Origin of the sequence: Janthinobacterium leeuwenhoeki (assembly GCF_051380795.1) — a bacterium.
In the GTDB taxonomy this organism is placed as follows: domain Bacteria; phylum Pseudomonadota; class Gammaproteobacteria; order Burkholderiales; family Burkholderiaceae_D; genus Janthinobacterium.
Window position 1 is genome coordinate 22,278 of record NZ_JBNYXT010000005.1, and the last position, 18,546, is coordinate 40,823.

Below are 18,546 nucleotides of genomic sequence, written 5' to 3' on the forward strand. Positions count from 1 at the left end.
CCGCCATGAAGATCCTTGTCCTCGGCGCCGGCGTGGTCGGCACGGCATCGGCCTGGTATTTGCGCCAGGCGGGCCACGATGTGCGCGTGTTCGAGCGCCAGGCGGGCGCGGCGCAGGAAACCAGTTTTGCTAACGGCGGGCAGATTTCCGTTTCGCACGCGGAACCGTGGGCTAACCCCGCCACGCTGCGCAAGGTGCTCGCGTGGCTGGGCAAGGACGATGCGCCGCTGCTGTTCCGCCCCCGTCTTGATGCGTTGCAATGGCAGTGGGTGCTGCACTATCTGCGCGAGTGTTTGCCGGCCAGGGTGTCGCGCAATATGCGTCAGATCGTCGCCCTGGCCGAGTACAGCCGCCAGAGCTTGCAAGCCTTGCGCCGCGAGACGGGCATAGCCTACGACCACCTGGAACGGGGTATCCTGCATTTCTATACAGACCAGCAGGAGTTTGATAAATCGCAAGCGGGCGCCGCGCTCCTGCGCGAACTGGGCTGCCCGCGCAACACCGTCAGCGCCGATGAAGTGATCCGCATCGAGCCGGCCTTGGCGCATAGCCGCAAGCATATCGTCGGCGGCGACTTCACGGCCAGCGACGAGTCGGGTGACGTGTATTTGTTTACCACGGCCTTGGCCGCGCGCGCGGCCGCAGCCGGCGTGGATTTCCAGTACGGCACGACCGTGACGCGCTTGCTGGCGGATGGCGAACGCATCACGGGCGTGGAATGCATCGATGCGCAAGGGCGCCACCGCATGGAGCATGCGGACGCCGTGGTGGTGGCCATGGGCAGCTTTTCCGCGCCCCTGCTGCAGCCGCTGGGCATCCGCCTGATGCTGTATCCGGGCAAGGGTTACTCGGCTACTTATCCGATTCTCGACCCCGTCAGCGCACCTTCCGTCTCGCTGACGGACGACGGCCACAAACTGGTGTTTTCGCGCCTGGGCGAGCGCCTGCGCGTGGCCGGCACGTGCGAGTTGAACGGCTATACGCGCGAACTCAATTCCATGCGCTGCGCCGCCATCACGCGCCGCGTGCAGACGCTGTTTCCCCACGCCTGCGATTACAGCGACCCCGTCTACTGGGCCGGCCTGCGCCCCCTGACACCATCGAACGTGCCGTATATCGGCGCCACGCGCTACCGCCAGCTCTTCCTCAACACGGGCCACGGCACCCTGGGCTGGACCATGGGCTGCGGCGCGGGCAGGGCGATCGCCGACCTCGTGTCGGGACGGCGGCCCGAAGTCGATTTTGCGTTTTGCGGCGAGCGCTTGGCGCCGCCGTCTGCAGCAGAGGAATTCCGGGGTCAGACCCGGCGGGGGAATGTGCCTCAGTGGGGCATATTCCGATCCCGAAGGGACTGACCCCAGCTTTAACTTAGGAGATCGAGATGAGAGACGACGCCACCCCCAGCCCTACCGGCCTGGCCCTGGCCGGCACCACCTACCAGTCGCGCCTGCTGGTGGGTACAGGAAAATACAAGGATTTCGAGGAAACGCGCCTGGCCATCGAAGCGAGCGGCGCCGAGATCGTCACGGTCACGATCCGCAGGGTCAACATTGGCCAGGAAAAGGGCGAGCCGAATCTGCTCGACTTCATTCCGCCGTCGAAATACACGATTTTGCCCAACACGGGCGGCTGCTACAACTCGCGCGACGCCGTCTACACCTTGCAACTGGCGCGCGAGCTGCTGGGTGGGCACCCGCTGTGCAAGCTGGAAGTGCTGGGCGATGAAAAGACTTTGTTCCCGAACATGCCGGAAACGTTAACAGCGGCGAAGCAGCTGGTGAAGGATGGCTTCCAGGTGATGGTGTATTGCAGCGATGACCCCATCCAGGCGCGCATGCTGGAAGACCTCGGCTGCATCGCCGTCATGCCGCTGGCGTCACTGATCGGCTCGGGCATGGGCATTCTGAATCCGTGGAACTTGTCGCTGATCATCGAGCAAGCCACGGTACCCGTGCTGGTCGACGCCGGTGTCGGCACGGCGTCGGACGCGGCCATCGCCATGGAGCTCGGTTGCGACGGCATCCTGATGAATACCGCCATCGCGGCGGCGCGCGAACCGATACGCATGGCGCGCGCCATGAAACTGGCAGTGCAGGGCGGACGCGAGGCCTACCTGGCCGGACGCATGCCCCGGAGAGCGGGCGCCATGAGTGCCTCGCCCTCGTCGCCGATGGCCGGGCTGATCGCCTGAGCCGCCGCATTTACCCGCAATTTGCAGCACCGTAGTTGATTATCGTTTCAAGCGTTTATAAAAACCACAATACCTGGAGATGACATGAAACACACACTCGTAGCGGCGGCCGTCCTGGCCTCCTTCTTCGCCGGCAGCGCCAGCGCCCAATCGTCCGTCACCGTATACGGCTTGCTCGACGCGGGCCTGACGTCCGAACACGGTGGCGCGGACGGTTCCGTCACCAAGCTGGCCACCGGCGTGCAGTCGGGCAGCCGCATCGGCTTCAAGGGCACGGAAGACCTGGGCAACAAGCTGAAGGCCAATTTCTTGCTGGAAAATGGCCTCGACGTGGACACGGGCGCCAACCGCCAGGGCGCCTTGTTCGGGCGCAAGGCGTATGTGGGCCTGTCGGGCGACTTCGGCGCCGTGAATATCGGCTTGCAGCACAATCCGCTGTTTACCGCACTGGACAATATCGACCCCTTCGAGACGGGCCTGACGGGCGCCTCGATCAACCTGATGAGCGTGGCCAGCCTGCGCACGAAAAACTCCATCATGTATGAAACGCCGAAGGTGAACGGCTTGTCGGCCGCCGTCATGGTTGGCCTCGGCGAAAAGCCGGACAGCAACACCCTGGGCCGCACCATCGACTTTTCCATCGACTACGCCAACGGCCCACTGGTGCTGACCCTGGCGCACGACAAGCGCAAGGATACGCCGCTGAACACGGCGAAAGTGACCTTGCTGGGCGGCACCTACGACTTCGGCCCTGCCAAGCTGCACGCCGCGTATGAAACGGACAAGGACGATGCGGGCACGGATTTCCGCAACTATATGCTGGGCGCATCGGCCCCCGTGGGCGCGGCCGGCAGCGTGATGGCGTCCTACATCAAGAAGGATGACCGCACCAACCTACGCCGCGGCGGGCGCCAGCTGGCCATCGGCTACACCTATGCCTTGTCCAAGCGCACCAACCTGTACACCTCGTACGGGCGCATCAACAACGATGGTGCGGGCACCAATTTCGTTGGAGATGCTTCCAGCGGCGGCAGCGTGCCCTTGCCTGGGCATAACTCGAGCGCCTTCACGGCCGGCATGCGCCTGAAGTTCTAGCACGCAGCGCGGCACGAACCGATGGCGGGCTGTCTGTTGCGGATAGCCCGCCATTGTTGTTTCAGACATGGCTCAAAGTCACGGATTCCGGAATCAGGAATGAAACAGTCCGAATTTTCATGAATTTTCATTGACAGCGCATTTCGCAACCGTTAAATTGAACACGTATTTCAAATATCGGAACAAAATATACCGATTTTTTATAAAACTGTAAGGAGACTGAGCCATGACCGATTTGTCCGACCAAAAAGCCGCCGCCGCTGCCACTACCGCAGCAACCCCGGTAGGCCCGCAAAAGATGACGCCTTCCGAAGCGTTCGTGGAAACCCTGGCCGCCAATGGCGTGACCGACATGTTCGGCATCATGGGCTCGGCCTTCATGGATCCGATGGACATTTTTGCTCCGGCCGGCATCCGGCTGATTCCCGTCGTGCACGAGCAGGGCGCCGGCCACATGGCCGACGGCTATGCCCGCGTCTCGGGCCGCCATGGCGTCGTCATCGGCCAGAACGGCCCCGGCATCAGCAATTGCGTGACGGCGATTGCTGCCGCCTACTGGGCGCATACCCCCGTCGTGATCATCACGCCGGAAACGGGCACCATGAGCATGGGCCTGGGCGGCTTCCAGGAAGCGAACCAGCTGCCGATGTTCGAGGAATTTACGAAGTATCAAGGCCACGTCACCAATCCCGCCCGCATGGCGGAATTTACGGGCCGCTGCTTTGACCGCGCCATGTCGGAAATGGGCCCGACGCAACTGAACATCCCGCGCGATTATTTCTATGGCGAAATCAAGGCCGAAATTCCCAAGCCGAACCGTCTGGACCGTGGTGCTGGCGGCGAGCAAAGCCTCAACGATGCGGCCGAATTGCTGGCAAAAGCCAAGTTCCCCGTCATTATCTCGGGCGGCGGGGTCGTCATGGGCGAAGCCATCGAAGAGTGCAAGGCCCTGGCCGAACGCCTGGGTGCGCCCGTCGTCAACAGCTATCTGCACAATGACTCCTTCCCTGCCAGCCATCCGCTGTGGTGCGGTCCGCTCGGCTATCAAGGCTCGAAAGCGGCCATGAAACTGATCGCCAAGGCCGACGTCGTCGTCGCCCTCGGTTCGCGCCTGGGACCGTTCGGCACCTTGCCGCAGCACGGCATGGATTACTGGCCGAAGAATGCCAAGATCATCCAGATCGATGCGGACAACAAGATGCTGGGCCTGGTGAAAAAGATTTCGGTGGGCATTTGCGGCGATGCCAAGGCCGCCGCGAAAGCCATCCTGGCCCGCCTGGATGGCAAGAGCCTCGACTGCGACGCCACGCGCGAGGAGCGCTATGCCACCGTACAAGCGGAAAAGGCCGCATGGGAAGAGGAATTGACGAACTGGACGCATGAAAAGGATGCGTACAGTCTGGATATGATCGAAGAGCAAAAGAAAGAGCCGGGCAGCTATCTGCACCCGCGCCAGGTCTTGCGCGAGCTGGAAAAAGCCATGCCGGAAGATGTGATGGTGTCGACCGACATCGGCAACATCAACTCGGTGGCGAACAGCTATCTGCGCTTCGAAAAGCCGCGCAGCTTCTTTGCGGCGATGAGCTTTGGCAACTGCGGCTACGCGTTTCCGACCATTATCGGCGCGAAAGTGGCCGCGCCGCATCGTCCGGCCGTGTCGTATGCGGGCGACGGCGCCTGGGGCATGAGCTTGATGGAAACGATGACCTGCGTGCGCCATAACATTCCCGTGACGGCCGTGGTGTTCCACAACCGCCAGTGGGGCGCGGAAAAGAAAAACCAGGTGGATTTCTACAACCGCCGTTTTGTTGCCGGTGAGCTCGACAACCAGAGCTTCGCGGAAATTGCGCGGGCCATGGGCGCCGAAGGCATCACGGTCGACAAGCTGGAAGACGTGGGCCCGACCTTGAAAAAGGCCATAGCCATGCAGATGAATGAAGGCAAGACCACCATCATCGAAATCATGTGCACGCGCGAGCTGGGCGACCCGTTCCGCCGTGATGCGCTGAGCAAACCTGTGCGTCACCTGGACAAGTACAAAGACTACGTATAAGTAAGCAAACCTGGGGTCAGACCCGCCGGGTCTGACCCCATATTTTTACCGAATTGGAGTCGCCATGAAAGCCCTGCACCGCATCATCGCCCAAGCCCGCGCCGTGCCAAAAAACATCGTCTTGTGCGAGGGCGACGATGCGCGCGTGTTGCAGGCCGCCGCGCGCGCAGCAAGTGTAGGCTTGGCGCACATCACCATCGTCGGCAAGCCGGCCGCCATCCTGGCCTTGGCGCGCGAACACGCGCTGGACCTGGACGCCGTGCGCCTGGTTGACCCGGCAACTTCCGATGAGTCGGAACACTACGCCCAGCAATTGTTTGTGCTGCGCCAGGCCAAGGGCATGACGGTGGAGCAGGCGAGGATCGCCGTGCAAGACCCCCTGTGCTATGCCAACCTGATGGTGCGCCTGGGTGACGCGGATGGTTGCGTGGCGGGGGCCGTGCACACGACGGCCGACGTGGTGCGCAGCGCCATCCAGATCATCGGCGTCGACCCGGCCTTCAAGCTGGTGTCGAGCTTTTTCCTGATGATGCTGTGCGAACCTTTCCATAGCCTCAAGGGTGGTTTCATCTTTTCCGATTGCGCTTTAGTGGTCGATCCGAAAGCCGAGGAATTGGCCGACATCGCCATGGCCGCCGCCGACAGCGCGCAAGCCTTGCTGATGGAAGAACCTCGGGTCGCCATGCTGTCGTTTTCCACCAGCGGCAGCGCCCACCATGCGGCCGTCGACAAGGTGCATGCGGCAACAGACCGGGTCAAGGCCCAGCGTCCGCTGCTGGCCATCGATGGCGACGTGCAGCTCGATGCTGCCATCGTGGCCGAGATTTCGCAGCGCAAGGTCAAGGATTCCGTCGTCAATGGCCGCGCGAATGTGCTGGTGTTCCCGAACCTGGACGCGGGCAATATCGGCTACAAGCTGGCCGAGCGCATGGGCGGCGCTGTCGCCATCGGCCCCTTGCTGCAAGGCTTGAAGAAGCCCGCCAACGATTTGTCGCGCGGTTGCAGCGCCGACGACGTCTACAACGTGATTGCCGTCACATCCGTGCAGGCCCAGGGTGGGCGCTGAGTTGTTCAGCTTGCCCATGCTGGCGCTGCTGGGCGTGGTGGCAGTGGGCACGTATTTCCAGACTGTCACGGGTTTTGGCCTGGGCATGATCGTCATGGGCTTGGCTAGCGGGCTGGGCCTGGCGCCCGTGCCCGCGCTGGCAGCCCTCGTCAGTTTGTTGTCGCTGGCCAATTGCCTGGTGGCCTTGCCGGGCGCCTTGCACCACCTGGACTGGCGCGCCATCCGCGCCGCCAGCATCGGCTTGCTGCCGGCCATGGTGGCCGGCGTGTTGTTGTTGGGATATCTGGACCAGGCGTATGCGCCCTTGCTGAAGCTGCTGCTGGGTTCGGCCATCGTGTATGGCGGTGTCAGTATTTTGCTACAGGCGCCGCCGGGACCGGGCGCGGCTGACAAGCGCAGCTTCTTCATCAGCGGCGTGTGCGGCGGCCTGTTTGCGGGCCTGTTTTCGCTGGCCGGGCCACCGCTCGTGTACCAGTTTTACCGCCAGGAAATGAGCCTGGCCACCATCCGCTACAGCCTGATTTTTTTGTTCGCCATCAGCGCGGGCGGACGCTCCCTGATGGCGGGCAGCCAGGGCCAGCTCGATGCGAAAGTGTTACTTTTGTGCCTGCTGGCCCTGCCTGTCGGCGTGCTGGCCACCATGGCCGGCAAGCGCTATCCGCCACCGATCGCCCAGCGCGGCATGCGCCGCATCGCGTTTGCCGTGCTGACCTTGATCGGCCTTTCGCTGATGGCGGCGGGCGTGCCGCAACTGTTCACCTAGGCGGCGCCTGGCTTCAGGGCCGTACAGCGGCGTTGGCGAAAAAGCGGTAGCCGGCGTTGCGCGCCGTATTGATGGGAAGGGACAGCCCGGTGGCCTGCTCGGTCTTGCGGCGCAGGCGGCTGATCTGCGTATCGAGGCGGCGTTGATCGTAGTCGAGGAAGTCCTCGCCCAGCGACTGGACGATTTGCTGGCGGCTGACGATACGTTCCGGTTCCGCCATCAGCACCTGCAGCACGATGGCGTCCTGCTGCGACAGCGCGATGGCGCTGCAACCGGGCGGCAACAGTCGGCGCGGTCCCAGTTCGAGTATCCAGCTTGGCGCGCTGGCCGGTTCGCCTAGGCGGCGGCGCAAGCTGCTCAGGGTCGCTGCCAGTTCATCGAGATCCGTATGTTTCGGCAGATAATAATCGGCACCGCCAGTCAGCCCGCTGACCTTGTCCTGCGTGGCGCTGCGCGCGGTAAAGACGACAATGCCGATCTGTGGGGCCCGGACGCGCAGCGCGCGAACCAGTTCCATACCATCGCCATCGGGCAGGCCCAGGTCGATGATGGCAATACGGTGTCGCGCAGGCGCATAACAGGCATGAAAGCTGGCCAGGTCGGCGACGGCGCTGACGCGATAGCCGCAATCGTCTAGAAATTCAGTGAGTTCTTGCCGCAGGACGGCTTCATCTTCAAGCAGGATAAGGTTCAGCATGGCGCAAGGATAACCGATCACCCATGTGGTGTGAAGGCAACTTGCCAGGGCCTTGATCTGCCTGTGATAAGCTGCGCCGCCATGACTATCCTGCTTGCCATTTTTTTATTCTTTTCCAGTATCTGCCCGTTGGCCGCATGTTCCGAGCCACCCCCGGCTCCGCTGGTGCTGCCGGAAAGCGCGCAAGCGGTGTCTGCCAGCGGTCACATGCTGATGCTGCGCGACCCGGGTGGTACGCTGGGTCCGGGCGCGGTGCAGGCGGCACCCGGCTGGCGTGCGCTGCCTGCTACCGTCAGTGCCGGCTATACGGACGATGCCATCTGGCTGCGGCTGGACGTGGCGCGCGCCGCGCATGCACCCGAGGAGTGGGTGTTGCGTTTCAGTAACGCCGTGCTCGACGACGTGCGCCTGTACCGGCAGGATGTTGCGGGACACTGGACCCTGCAGGTGGCCGGGGCGGACGTGGCACGCGGTGCATGGCCTGTCGATGCGCGCCAGGTGGTATTTCCATTTCGCCTGCAGGATGGCGAGACCGAACGCTGGCTGGTGCGCCTGCACAGCAAGAAGGCCATGTCGACCGAGCTGACCATGTGGCCGCGCGCGGCGTTCGATGCATCCTCGCGCCGCGAATACTTGTATTACGGTTTGCAGTTTGGCAGCTACCTGCTGCTGATCCTGTTTCATGTGTTCTTCTGGCGCATGACGCGCGAAGCCCACAGCGGCTGGTACTTGCTGTATGTGCTGACGAATGCAACTACCGAGGCGTTGACGATCGCCATTCCGCAGCAAATATTCAGCATGCCGAACTGGCTGTCGGATCCGATGCTGGGTGTATCGATGGCCATGTCCATCGCCATCGGCGCCCGTTTTTCCACCTTGCAACTGGAGTTGCCAGCCTTGTTTCCCCGCTTCAGCCGTGGCGTTGTCGGCGTCACTGCCGCCGCTGCGTTGACGGGGGCGGTGCTGATATTGTGCGGTAATTATGCGGCAGGCGTGCTCGTGGTGCAGGGCACGGCTTTGCCGCTGATCGTGCTGTTCGTCGTACTGGCCGCGTGGCTGGCACTGCGCGGCCACCGCCCGGCGCGAGCCTTTTTATTGATCTTCGGCGTCTTTTACGCGGGCGTACTAGTCAGCTTCCTGCGCAATATGGCCGTGCTGCCGCCCAATTTCTGGACCAACCATGCGGCCACCCTGGGCGCATTTTTTCACATGATGCTGATGAGCTTGCGCCTGAACCGGCGCTATGCGGAATTGCGTCGCGCTAAGGACATGGCGCAGGCCGAAGCCGTGCTGGCCGTGCGCGCGCTCAACGAAAGGCTGGAAGGGCTGGTGGCGCTGCGCACGGACGCGCTACAACAGGAAATCGGCCGGCGCGCAGTGCTGGAAGCGGACCTGCGCGCGGCGCTGGCGGTGGAAACGCGCACGCGCGAAGAACAGCAGGATTTTGTCGCCATGGTCTCGCACGAATTCCATACGCCGCTGGCCATCATCAATACGACAGCCCAGCAGATTGCCCGTAATCCCGATGCCGCCTGGGTCAAGACCCTGCAGCGCTGCCAGAACTTGCGCGAGGCCAGCGGCCGCATGACGGCGCTTGTTGACGAGTACCTGAGCGCCGACCGCATGGAAACGAGCGCCGCCACCTTCCGTCCCCAGTCTTGCGATCCGCGCTTGCTGCTCGAGACGGTGTTGGCCGAATGGCCGGAGGGCAGGGTGGAGGCGACCTTGCCCGTTTTGCCGGCACGCCTGCGATGCGACCCGGGTCTGCTACGGGTTGCCTTGCGCAACCTGCTCAGCAACGCTGACCGGCATGCACCCCAGGTGTTGGCCATATGCGTGCATGCTGCGGTGGATGGCGACGGCAGCTTGCAGATCACCGTCAGCAACCCCGGCGATCCCTTGCCCGCCGATGAAATTCCGCGCCTGTTCCAGAAGTATTTCCGTGGTCGCATCGCCCAGCATAAGCCTGGCGCGGGCTTGGGCCTGTATCTGGTGCAGCGTATTGCGGCACTGCATGGTGGCAAGGTCACGCTCGACAGTGCCGGCGGGGATGGTGTTGTCAGTTTTTCATTGCACATACCCGGCTAAGGCGCCCTGTATTTCCGACTGAATCAGTCGGGAATCGCTCAGGTTTGCTCACTTATAAATCCTGAATCTTTGTTACATTTTCCCTAAGGAAATTTTTGAAGCTTTTTGTCACCTATATGTGGTGGAAAGTAACAAGAATGGGAGCGTGGTAGGCGCTGCCTGCGCGGCACGCACATGCATGGCCGACATCGCCTGTGCGCTCCCTGTACAACATTAACAAGGATAGAGAGCATGCATCGCCACGGATCACTGAATCACATATACCGGCTCGTCTGGAGCCATGTCCTGAACGCCTGGGTCGCGGTTGCCGAGACTTCGCGCGGGCGCGGCAAGGGCGGGCGCCGCAAGCTCGCAGCCGCCGCTGCCGCTATGGCGGCCCTGGCGCTGGGTGGACCCGCCTGTGCCGGGCCCGCGGGTGGCCAAGTGGTGGCCGGCACGGCGACCATCACGCAGTCCGGCACCACGACGACGATACGGCAGACGAGCGAGCAGGCGTCGCTGAACTGGGCCAGCTTCAATGTGGGCAGCAAGGAAACTGTCAATTTCGTCCAGCCATCGTCGAATGCACTGGCCGTCAACCGCATTCTCGACAGCAATGGCTCGCAGATACTCGGGCGCCTGAACGCCAATGGCCAGGTGTATTTGATTAACCCGAACGGCATCCTGTTCGGCCGTACGGCCCAGGTCAATGTGGGCGGCCTCGTCGCCTCGACCCTGGATGTGGACAATGCCAGCATGGGCGGCAAGAAGCATGTCTTCAACGGCAAGGGGCCCGGTAGCATCGTCAATGAGGGCGCGATCCGCGCGGCCGACGGCGGCTATGTGGCCCTGATTTCCGCCCGAATCAGCAACAGCGGCAGCATTGCTGCCCATGCTGGCAGCGTGCTGATGGGCGCTGGTAGCCAGGTCGTGTTGGACTTGGGCGGTCCGATCAAGTTGCAGGTGACGCAGGGCGCGCTCGATACCCTGATCGAAAATGGCGGCGCCATCCGCGCCGATGGCGGCCACGTTTACCTGACGGCCAAGGCGGCCGGCCAGCTGGCCTCCAGCGTCATCAACAATACGGGCGTGATCGAGGCGCATACCCTGGCCACGGGCGAAAAAGGTCAGATCGTGCTGCTCGGTGACATGCGTCAGGGCAGCGTCCGTGTGGCCGGCGTGCTGGATGCCAGCGCCCACCAGGGCGGGGACGGCGGCTTTATCGAAACGAGTGCGAACCAGGTTGTCATCGGCGCACCGCGCGTAACCACTGCCGCGCCGCGCGGCAAGACTGGTACCTGGCTGATCGATCCGAACGACTTCACGGTAGCGGCCAGCGGTGGCAACATGACGGGGGCGGCGGTGTCCAGCGCCCTGGCCAACAACAATTTCTCCATCATGACGACCAGCATGGGGACGACGGGCGGCAACGGCGACATCCACGTGAATGACGCGATCAACTGGTCGGCTAACAAGCTCACGCTTACTGCCGAGCGCAACATCAATATCAATGCGAACCTGAACGCGAGGGGCACGGGCCAGCTCGCATACCAGTACGGGCAAGCCACGGCCGATGGTGCCGGCAGCGCCTACAGTGTTTCGCTGGGCGTTGCCGTGAACATTCCGCATGCCACCGCATTTACCTGGCAAAAGGGTAGCGGCGGACGCGTGAACAATCTGGTGCTGGACAATGGCAAGGTGCGTTATGGCAACGGCGTGGAAAATTCGTTCACGGACGATGGTCTGCTGAAAGGCCCAGCCTATTTCGATAATACCACTGCGGGCCGTAACGGCTGGTACCAGCTGACCTATAGCGCGAGGCCATTCGAGTTTGCCATCGCCGCAGGCGGTGACGGCAGCAACTCCTGGAATGGCACCGGGGAAGTGCTGGCCTCCAATTTGAATGGGGGCGGGGCGGGGATGGGCTCGGCAGGCAGCTATTTGAATGCGCTGAGTAATCGTTCGCTGAACATTGCCGGTTATCAAGAGGGTGTCGGTACCGTGGTGACGACGGGAACGTTGACTTTCCAGACCTTGCAGCAATCTGCCGGCGTGACGCACAGCTACACGTTGAAGACGGGAGAAGCCTATATCAACATGGATAGTCGCGTCACCAACCTGAGCAGCACGCCACTGGCAAATGTACGCATGTGGCTGGGGACTGGCGACGACTTCATCGGCGCGTCGGACCGTAATTTCAAGACCAAGGGCGCGATCAGCGGCGGGGCGTTCGTGCCCCTGACTGACGCGAATGCGCCGTCGAATGCCATCATGGTCAGTGAAATCAGTAGCGGCACAAACGGGTCGGCCGTGCTGTTTTATTCGACGACAGCTGGCGTGAACACCGTCCATAGCGACTGCTGCCAGTTTTCCAACGTGGTGTTCAAGGATCCGAAAAGCTCGCTGATCGCCTCAGGGCAGACCGATGGCAGCTATGCCATGTTCATGCGCGTGCCGGACCTGGCTCCCGGGCAGTCAGGCGGCCTGTCGGTTTATTATGCGGCGGCGCCCATTTCGCAATTATCGTCCGCCATCGTCTCGGTCGACGATGCCGCCGGTAACACTCCCAAGTCGGTGTATCTGCGCCTGACGCCCGGTAGCAGCGTATATGGCAACATGCCGATCTTTAACTATGCGCTGTATGACGCGCTCGTGGACGGGCGACTGGTCACGGATGCCGGCGTTAGCGGCACCATTACCTGGCTGGGTGCGCCTTCCGCCACCTCATCGACCGGCCTCTACACGATCACCTATGGCACCGGCCTCACCTTGGGCAAGGCTGGTTATACTTTGACGCCGGGTGGTCCTGTCTACTGGACGGTGACGCCCCGGCCGTTGAACGTGGCCGTGACGAAGACCTACGACGGCAGCGGTACGTTTAATGCCGGCTTTGTGCTGTCGGGACTGGTCAATGGCGATAGTGCGCCTAGCGTGACGGGTTCAGCCAGTGTCGGCAGCCGCAACGCCGGCCGCTACAGCAGCTTTGACTCCAGCACCTTGAGCCTGTCAAACAGCAATTATGTGTTGAACGCCAGCGGCATCAGCGCCAGCATCGAGGCGCGACCGGTCACGGTGACGGCCGATGCGAAAAGCAAGATCTACGGCAACGTCGATCCTGGCCTGACTTACCAGGTGACGCAGGGCAGCCTGGTCGCTGGCGACAGCCTGTCCGGCGTCTTGCGCCGCGTGGCCGGTGAAAATGTGGGCAGCTACACGATCGACGCATCCGCGCTGGCGAACGGCAACTATGTGGTGACGGCGCACAACGGCGCCTTGAGCATAGCCGCGCGTGCTATCACGGTGACGGCCGATGCGAAAAGCAAGATCTACGGCAATGTTGATCCTGGCCTGACTTACCAGGTGACGCAGGGCAGCCTGGTCGCTGGCGACAGCCTGTCCGGCGTCTTGCGCCGCGTGACCGGTGAAAACGTGGGCAGCTACACGATCGACGCTTCTGCTCTGGCGAACGGCAACTATGTGGTGACGGCGCACAACGGCGCCTTGAGCATAGCGGCGCGTGCTATCACGGTGACGGCCGATGCGAAGAGCAAGGTCTACGGCAATCTCGACCCAAGCTTGACCTATCAGGTGACGCAAGGTGCGCTGGTGGAGGGCGACAGCCTGTCCGGCGTCTTGCGCCGCGTGGCCGGTGAAAACGTGGGCCGTTACACGATCGATGCATCCGCGCTGGCGAACGGCAACTATGTGGTAACGGCGCACAACGGTGCCTTGAGCATAGCGGCGCGTGCTATCACGGTGAAGGCCGATGCGAAGAGCAAGATCTACGGCAATGTCGATCCAAGCTTGACCTATCAGGTGACGCAAGGTGCGCTGGTGGAGGGCGACAGCCTGGGTGGCGTGCTGCGCCGCGTGGCAGGTGAAAACGTGGGCAGCTACACGATAGACGCCTCCGCCCTGGCGAACGGCAACTATGTGGTGACGGCGCACAACGGCGCCTTGAGCATAGCCGCGCGTGCTATCACGGTGACGGCCGATGCGAAAAGCAAGATCTACGGCAACGTTGATCCAAGCTTGACCTATCAGGTGACGCAAGGCGCGCTGGTGGAGGGCGACAGCCTGTCCGGCGTCTTGCGCCGCGTGGCCGGTGAAAACGTGGGCCGTTACACGATTGACGCTTCTGCCCTGGCCAATGGCAACTATGTGGTGACTGCCCGGAACGGCAACTTGACGATAGACGCCGATCCCTCATTGGAAAACGCAATTCGTTTGGCGCGGCGCCAGGTCACCACTGGCACCAACGATGTGGCGGCTGGCACGACGGCTTCTGCTACTGGCCTGGCCGTGCCGGGCGTCGCGTATGCCGCCGATGGCGTCAGCAGTGTGCCAAACGGCGGCGTCAGCCTGATCGGTGGGCTGGCCCTGGTGCCGGTGGTAGAAGAGGTGAGATCCGCGGCAGCGGCTACTGGCACGGCGCCAGATACGCTGCTGGCCGCGTTGCCAGCGTCGGGCAGCAGCGTCACGCCGGGCATGACCCGCATCTTTGTCGTCAACGGCGGCATTAACGTTGCTCCCGCCGTCCCGGTCTCCGAGGGCGTGGCGCAATGATGGTACTGACTCAATATGAAAAAACATCTATGAAAAAACAACAATATCCACAACGCACCGCTGTTGCCATGGCGCTGGGATTGGCTTTATTGCATTTTGCACCAGCAGCACAGGCGCAAGTTCCCCCTGACGCGGGGCAAACCCTGCAGCAGTTGCAGCCGCCGATTGCACCGCCACGCGAAAGCCAGCCACTGAAGATTCAGGCGCCGCTGGGTTCCGCTGCCATCGTACCGGGAGGCGCGACGGTGGTTTTGCGTTCGCTCAAGTTGACGGGCAATTCCGTCGTTGCCGAGGAAGCGCTGCGCGCGGTGCTGGGCGATGTCACGGGCAAGACCTTCGACCTGGCCGGCTTGCGCGGCTTGGCCGAGCGCATCACTGACTTTTACCAGGCCAGTGGCTACCCGTTTGCCCGCGCCATACTGCCGCCGCAAGACCTGGAGCACGGCGACTTGCGCATCAACGTCATCGAGGGGCGTTATGGCGCGGTGCAGGCGGCAGGCGACGATAGCGTCCTGGCGCAGCAGGCGACGGCCTTCCTCGATGGCTTGCGTCCCGGCAGCGTGATCGCCAGCGGACCGCTGGAACGGGCCACCCTGTTGCTCGATGATTTGCCCGGTATCCAGACCAGCGCCACGATGCGTCCTGGAACGTTGGCGGGAACGGGCGATTTGATCGTCCAGGTTGCCCGCGACCAGCGCGTGAGGGGTGACATCGGCCTGGACAATGCCGGTAGCCGCTACACGGGGAAAAACCGCGTGCGTGCGAATCTCGACATCAATAGTCCCTTCCTGCTGGGCGACCAGATCACCGTGCGTGCACTGCTGAGCGAGGAGCAATTGTGGCTCGGCTCGCTTGGCTACAGCCTGCCTTTGGGAGCGTCAGGTTTGCGCGGCAACGTAGGCTATTCGCACACCAGCTATGAGCTGGCGAAGGAATTCGCCAGCCTGGATGCGAACGGAACTGCGAAGGTTGCCAGCGCTGGCCTCAGCTATCCTATCCTGCGCTCGCAAAAGGCCAATCTGACCTTGATCGCCACCTATCAATCGAAGGATTTGCGCGATAACCGCGATAGCACCCAGACCTACGAAAGCAAGTCCAGCCAGTCCATGCCACTGGCCCTGCAATTCGATTACCGCGACGCGTTCGATGGCATCACCTACGGCAGCGTGAGCTGGACTCCAGGCAAGTTGAAACTCGATGCGGGCCTGACGGCCGTTGATGATTACAAGAGCAACGGTCGTTTTCACAAGGTCAACCTCGATGTGGTGCGCCTGCAATCCTTGCCCGCCGGTTTCAACCTGATGGCCCACCTGAGCTGGCAGCAGGCCGACAAGAACCTGGATTCGTCCGAAAAGCTGAGCCTGGGCGGCGCCAGTGGCGTGCGCGCGTATCCATCCGGTGAAGCCACCGGCGACGAAGGTACCCTGGCGCAGCTGGAACTGCGCTATGACGCCGGTGCCTACGTGCCGTATGTCTTCATGGATACGGGACGCATCACGGTCAACGCCAAGCCGGTGGTGGCCGGTGACAACCGGCGCAGCCTGAGCGGTGGCGGCCTGGGCTTGCGCTACCAATACCAGGCGTGGAGCGCGGATGCCGCCCTGGCCTGGCGCACCGTGGGCGGCCGGCCGCAATCGGAGGCGAACAGCGATCCCAAGCCGCGTGTGTGGCTGAATGTGGAATACCGCTTCTAGCTTTTAGTTCGTCGGATGGCAAGGCGCACGGTTGACGCGTGCGCCTTGCAAAATATGCAAACACCCGTTATATTCCTCGTTCTTTCTCGAACCTCTTCCTCATTGGAGCCAAAAGTGCCTCGCTACTTCGCCATCACCTGCTAACGCTGACGAAATGCTCTCTGCAGCATCGTTCGGCGCGTTGACGCCCCCGATTGCTGCGGCACTGTTTTTGCTTCCTCCGCACACGTATCCGAGACTCTGGTCTCGACCGTCCACGCCCGAACACGTCGTCAGCACCCCTGACCCTGTATGGACACGCCCCGGTGAACGCGGCGTGGGACGCTATGTTTTTACAATCTTTACCCTTATTCAAATACCCGCGCACGCCGCACCTGGAAGGCTCGCGCCTGCAGGATGGCGACGACGCTTCCGACCAGATGCCCTTGAAAAAGCTGGCCGGCCAGTACGTCGTCATCGAGGAAAAAATCGATGGCGCCAACTCTGCCGTGTCGTTCAGCGATGCGGGCGAGGTGCTGTTGCAGTCGCGCGGCCACTACCTGGCGGGCGGCGGCAGCGAACGCCAGTTCAACCTGTTGAAACCGTGGGCGCATGGGCATGAACACGCCTTGCTGCCTCTGCTGGAAGATCAATTTGTGCTGTTTGGCGAATGGTCGTACAGCAAGCATTCCGTGTTTTACGACCGCTTGCCGCATTATTTCAACGAGTTCGACGTGTATTGCCGCCGCCGCCAGATGTTTTTGTCGACGGCGCGCCGCCATGCCATGCTGGCCGGCTCGCCCGTGTTATCGGTCCCCGTGCTGTATGCGGGCAAGATGCCCACGTCGCCGAAGCAGCTGTGGCAGCTGCTGCGCCATTCGCTGGCCAAGTCCCGTTTGTGGCGCGACGCTTTTGAACACGCGGTGGCGCGCGAACGCCTGCCGCTGGATCTGTGCTGGAAACAGACGGACAAGTCCGACCACGCGGAAGGCCTGTACCTGAAAGTGGAAGATGACGAGCAAGTGCTGGCCCGCTACAAGCTGGTGCGGCATGACTTTACGCAAACCATCCTCGACAGCGGTTCGCACCACAGCACGCGGCCCTTGATCCCGAATCTGCTGGCCGATGGCGTGGACCTGTACGCGCCACAGCCGCTCGTCACGTGGGAAAGCCTGGGCTTGCATACCTGCCGTTCGCTCGACGAACTGGCAGCCTTTTCGAGGAGTACAAAATGATGCACTGGAAAACCCTGCAACAACTGGTGCCGCCAGTGGGCCAGTCGCCCGATTTTAGCGCCTGCCTGGCCGCCTTTCCCCAGCTGGAACTGGCGAAGACGACACCGCAAAACCCCGTCTACCACGCGGAAGGCGACGTGTGGACGCATACCATGATGGTGGTGGAGTCCCTGCTGGGCATGCCTGACTATCAGCAAGCCACGCGGGCGGAACAGGAAATCGTGTTCCTGGCTGCCTTGCTGCACGACGTGGCCAAGTGCAGCACCACGGTGATCGACCCGGTGACCGGCGCCATCGGCCAGCCGGGTCACTCGCGCAAGGGTGCCCTCGATGCGCGCATCGCCCTGTGGGATGTTGACGTACCGTTTGCCGTGCGCGAAGAAATCTGCCGCCTGATTAACGTACATCAAGTGCCTTTCTTTGCGCTGGAAACCTCGCGGCGCGGCGTCACGCCCGAATTTACCGTGCGCGAACTGTCGTGGCAGGTCGATATCCGCCTGCTGGCCATGCTGGCCGAAGCCGATATTCGCGGCCGGATTTGCCCGGACCCGCAGCGCATCCTCGATGCCATCGAGCTGTTCCGTGAATTGGCGCGCGAGGACGGCTGCTATGGCCAGCGGCGGGTTTTTGTCGACGATCACACGCGCGTCAAATATTTTCGCGGCGCCGAGGCGCATCCCGATTATTCCCTGTTCCAGGAGCCGGGCTCGCAGGTGATCGTCATGTCGGGCTTGCCTGCATCGGGCAAGAATACGTGGGTGGAGAAGCACCATCCGCGCCTGCCCGTCGTGTCCTTCGACGATGCGCGGACGGCCTTGGGCTTGAAGCACGGCAAGAACGAAGGGCAGGTGGGCGATTATGCGGAAGAGCGGGCGCGCGAACTGTTGCGCAAGGGCGAACCGTTCGTGTGGAACGCCACGCATCTGTCCAAGCTGATGCGTGAAAAGACGCTCAACCTGCTGTACAAATACCATGCGCAGGTGGAACTCGTGTACCTGGAGCAGCCGCGCAAGGAATTACTGCGGCGCAACGGCCAGCGCGACACGTCGCTGAGTAACAAGAAGTTGCAAGCGATGTTGTGGAACTGGGAAATCCCCCTGCCGATGGAGGCGCACGTCGTGCGTTACTGCGTCGATTGAA

At 62.4% G+C, this 18,546-nt stretch carries 12 protein-coding genes; 11 read left to right on the plus strand and 1 reads right to left on the minus strand.

The genetic code is table 11. The features are described from left to right. The first annotated feature begins 5 nt into the window (after window positions 1-5). From ACQ4WS_RS06150 to ACQ4WS_RS06175, 6 genes are all read left to right on the plus strand, one after another. Window positions 6-1,355 carry a D-amino acid dehydrogenase gene (locus tag ACQ4WS_RS06150; protein WP_436474620.1) on the plus strand — a complete coding sequence of 450 codons (1,350 nt, stop codon included), beginning with the start codon at window positions 6-8 and terminating at the stop codon, window positions 1,353-1,355. 26 nt (window positions 1,356-1,381) lie between these two features. Continuing rightward, window positions 1,382-2,191, plus strand: coding sequence for a thiazole synthase (locus ACQ4WS_RS06155; protein ID WP_436474622.1), 810 nt, complete (start codon window positions 1,382-1,384; stop codon window positions 2,189-2,191). An 84-nt stretch (window positions 2,192-2,275) separates the two neighbouring features. Beyond that, on the plus strand, window positions 2,276-3,286 hold the full coding sequence (locus ACQ4WS_RS06160; protein ID WP_436474624.1) for a porin: 1,011 nt from the start codon (window positions 2,276-2,278) through the stop codon (window positions 3,284-3,286). Between the two features lie 226 nt (window positions 3,287-3,512). Beyond that, window positions 3,513-5,339: a sulfoacetaldehyde acetyltransferase gene (gene xsc / locus ACQ4WS_RS06165; protein WP_436474625.1), complete on the plus strand. Its 1,827-nt coding sequence runs from the start codon at window positions 3,513-3,515 to the stop codon at window positions 5,337-5,339. Window positions 5,340-5,403: 64 nt separating this feature from the next. Further along, a complete protein-coding gene (pta, locus tag ACQ4WS_RS06170) occupies window positions 5,404-6,405 on the plus strand; it encodes a phosphate acetyltransferase (protein ID WP_436474627.1) in 1,002 nt (333 codons plus the stop codon). Between the two features lie 16 nt (window positions 6,406-6,421). Then, window positions 6,422-7,168 carry a TSUP family transporter gene (locus ACQ4WS_RS06175; protein ID WP_436474916.1) on the plus strand — a complete coding sequence of 249 codons (747 nt, stop codon included), beginning with the start codon at window positions 6,422-6,424 and terminating at the stop codon, window positions 7,166-7,168. 13 nt (window positions 7,169-7,181) lie between these two features. On the opposite strand, the gene ACQ4WS_RS06180 is transcribed toward ACQ4WS_RS06175, so the two are convergent. Beyond that, window positions 7,182-7,865, minus strand: coding sequence for a response regulator transcription factor (locus tag ACQ4WS_RS06180; RefSeq protein ID WP_436474629.1), 684 nt, complete (start codon window positions 7,863-7,865; stop codon window positions 7,182-7,184). Window positions 7,866-7,946: 81 nt separating this feature from the next. On the opposite strand from ACQ4WS_RS06180, the gene ACQ4WS_RS06185 reads away from it, so the two are divergent. The 5 genes from ACQ4WS_RS06185 (at window position 7,947) to ACQ4WS_RS06205 (ending at window position 18,545) form a co-directional block, all read left to right on the plus strand. Further along, a complete protein-coding gene (locus ACQ4WS_RS06185) occupies window positions 7,947-9,953 on the plus strand; it encodes a sensor histidine kinase (RefSeq protein ID WP_436474630.1) in 2,007 nt (668 codons plus the stop codon). A gap of 231 nt (window positions 9,954-10,184) precedes the next feature. Then, window positions 10,185-14,498, plus strand: coding sequence for an MBG domain-containing protein (locus tag ACQ4WS_RS06190; RefSeq protein ID WP_436474632.1), 4,314 nt, complete (start codon window positions 10,185-10,187; stop codon window positions 14,496-14,498). 29 nt (window positions 14,499-14,527) lie between these two features. After that, entirely contained in the window at window positions 14,528-16,192 is a 1,665-nt protein-coding gene (locus tag ACQ4WS_RS06195; protein ID WP_436474633.1) for a ShlB/FhaC/HecB family hemolysin secretion/activation protein, read from the plus strand. Between the two features lie 326 nt (window positions 16,193-16,518). Next, window positions 16,519-17,406 carry an RNA ligase family protein gene (locus tag ACQ4WS_RS06200; RefSeq protein WP_436474635.1) on the plus strand — a complete coding sequence of 296 codons (888 nt, stop codon included), beginning with the start codon at window positions 16,519-16,521 and terminating at the stop codon, window positions 17,404-17,406. After that, window positions 17,403-18,545 carry an AAA family ATPase gene (locus ACQ4WS_RS06205; RefSeq protein WP_436474637.1) on the plus strand — a complete coding sequence of 381 codons (1,143 nt, stop codon included), beginning with the start codon at window positions 17,403-17,405 and terminating at the stop codon, window positions 18,543-18,545. The genes ACQ4WS_RS06200 and ACQ4WS_RS06205 overlap by 4 nt, the downstream gene beginning before the upstream one ends. Window position 18,546: the final 1 nt, after the last annotated feature.

Excerpts from the sequence above, each read along its gene's own strand:
- ACQ4WS_RS06150 (WP_436474620.1), top strand. The coding sequence starts at position 6 with ATGAAGATCCTTGTCCTCGGCGCCGGCGTGGTCGGCACGGCATCGGCC.
- ACQ4WS_RS06155 (WP_436474622.1), top strand. The coding sequence starts at position 1,382 with ATGAGAGACGACGCCACCCCCAGCCCTACCGGCCTGGCCCTGGCCGGC.
- ACQ4WS_RS06160 (WP_436474624.1), top strand. The coding sequence starts at position 2,276 with ATGAAACACACACTCGTAGCGGCGGCCGTCCTGGCCTCCTTCTTCGCC.
- xsc (WP_436474625.1), top strand. The coding sequence starts at position 3,513 with ATGACCGATTTGTCCGACCAAAAAGCCGCCGCCGCTGCCACTACCGCA.
- pta (WP_436474627.1), top strand. The coding sequence starts at position 5,404 with ATGAAAGCCCTGCACCGCATCATCGCCCAAGCCCGCGCCGTGCCAAAA.
- ACQ4WS_RS06175 (WP_436474916.1), top strand. The coding sequence starts at position 6,422 with ATGCTGGCGCTGCTGGGCGTGGTGGCAGTGGGCACGTATTTCCAGACT.
- ACQ4WS_RS06180 (WP_436474629.1), bottom strand. The coding sequence starts at position 7,865 with ATGCTGAACCTTATCCTGCTTGAAGATGAAGCCGTCCTGCGGCAAGAA.
- ACQ4WS_RS06185 (WP_436474630.1), top strand. The coding sequence starts at position 7,947 with ATGACTATCCTGCTTGCCATTTTTTTATTCTTTTCCAGTATCTGCCCG.
- ACQ4WS_RS06190 (WP_436474632.1), top strand. The coding sequence starts at position 10,185 with ATGCATCGCCACGGATCACTGAATCACATATACCGGCTCGTCTGGAGC.
- ACQ4WS_RS06195 (WP_436474633.1), top strand. The coding sequence starts at position 14,528 with ATGAAAAAACAACAATATCCACAACGCACCGCTGTTGCCATGGCGCTG.
- ACQ4WS_RS06200 (WP_436474635.1), top strand. The coding sequence starts at position 16,519 with ATGTTTTTACAATCTTTACCCTTATTCAAATACCCGCGCACGCCGCAC.
- ACQ4WS_RS06205 (WP_436474637.1), top strand. The coding sequence starts at position 17,403 with ATGATGCACTGGAAAACCCTGCAACAACTGGTGCCGCCAGTGGGCCAG.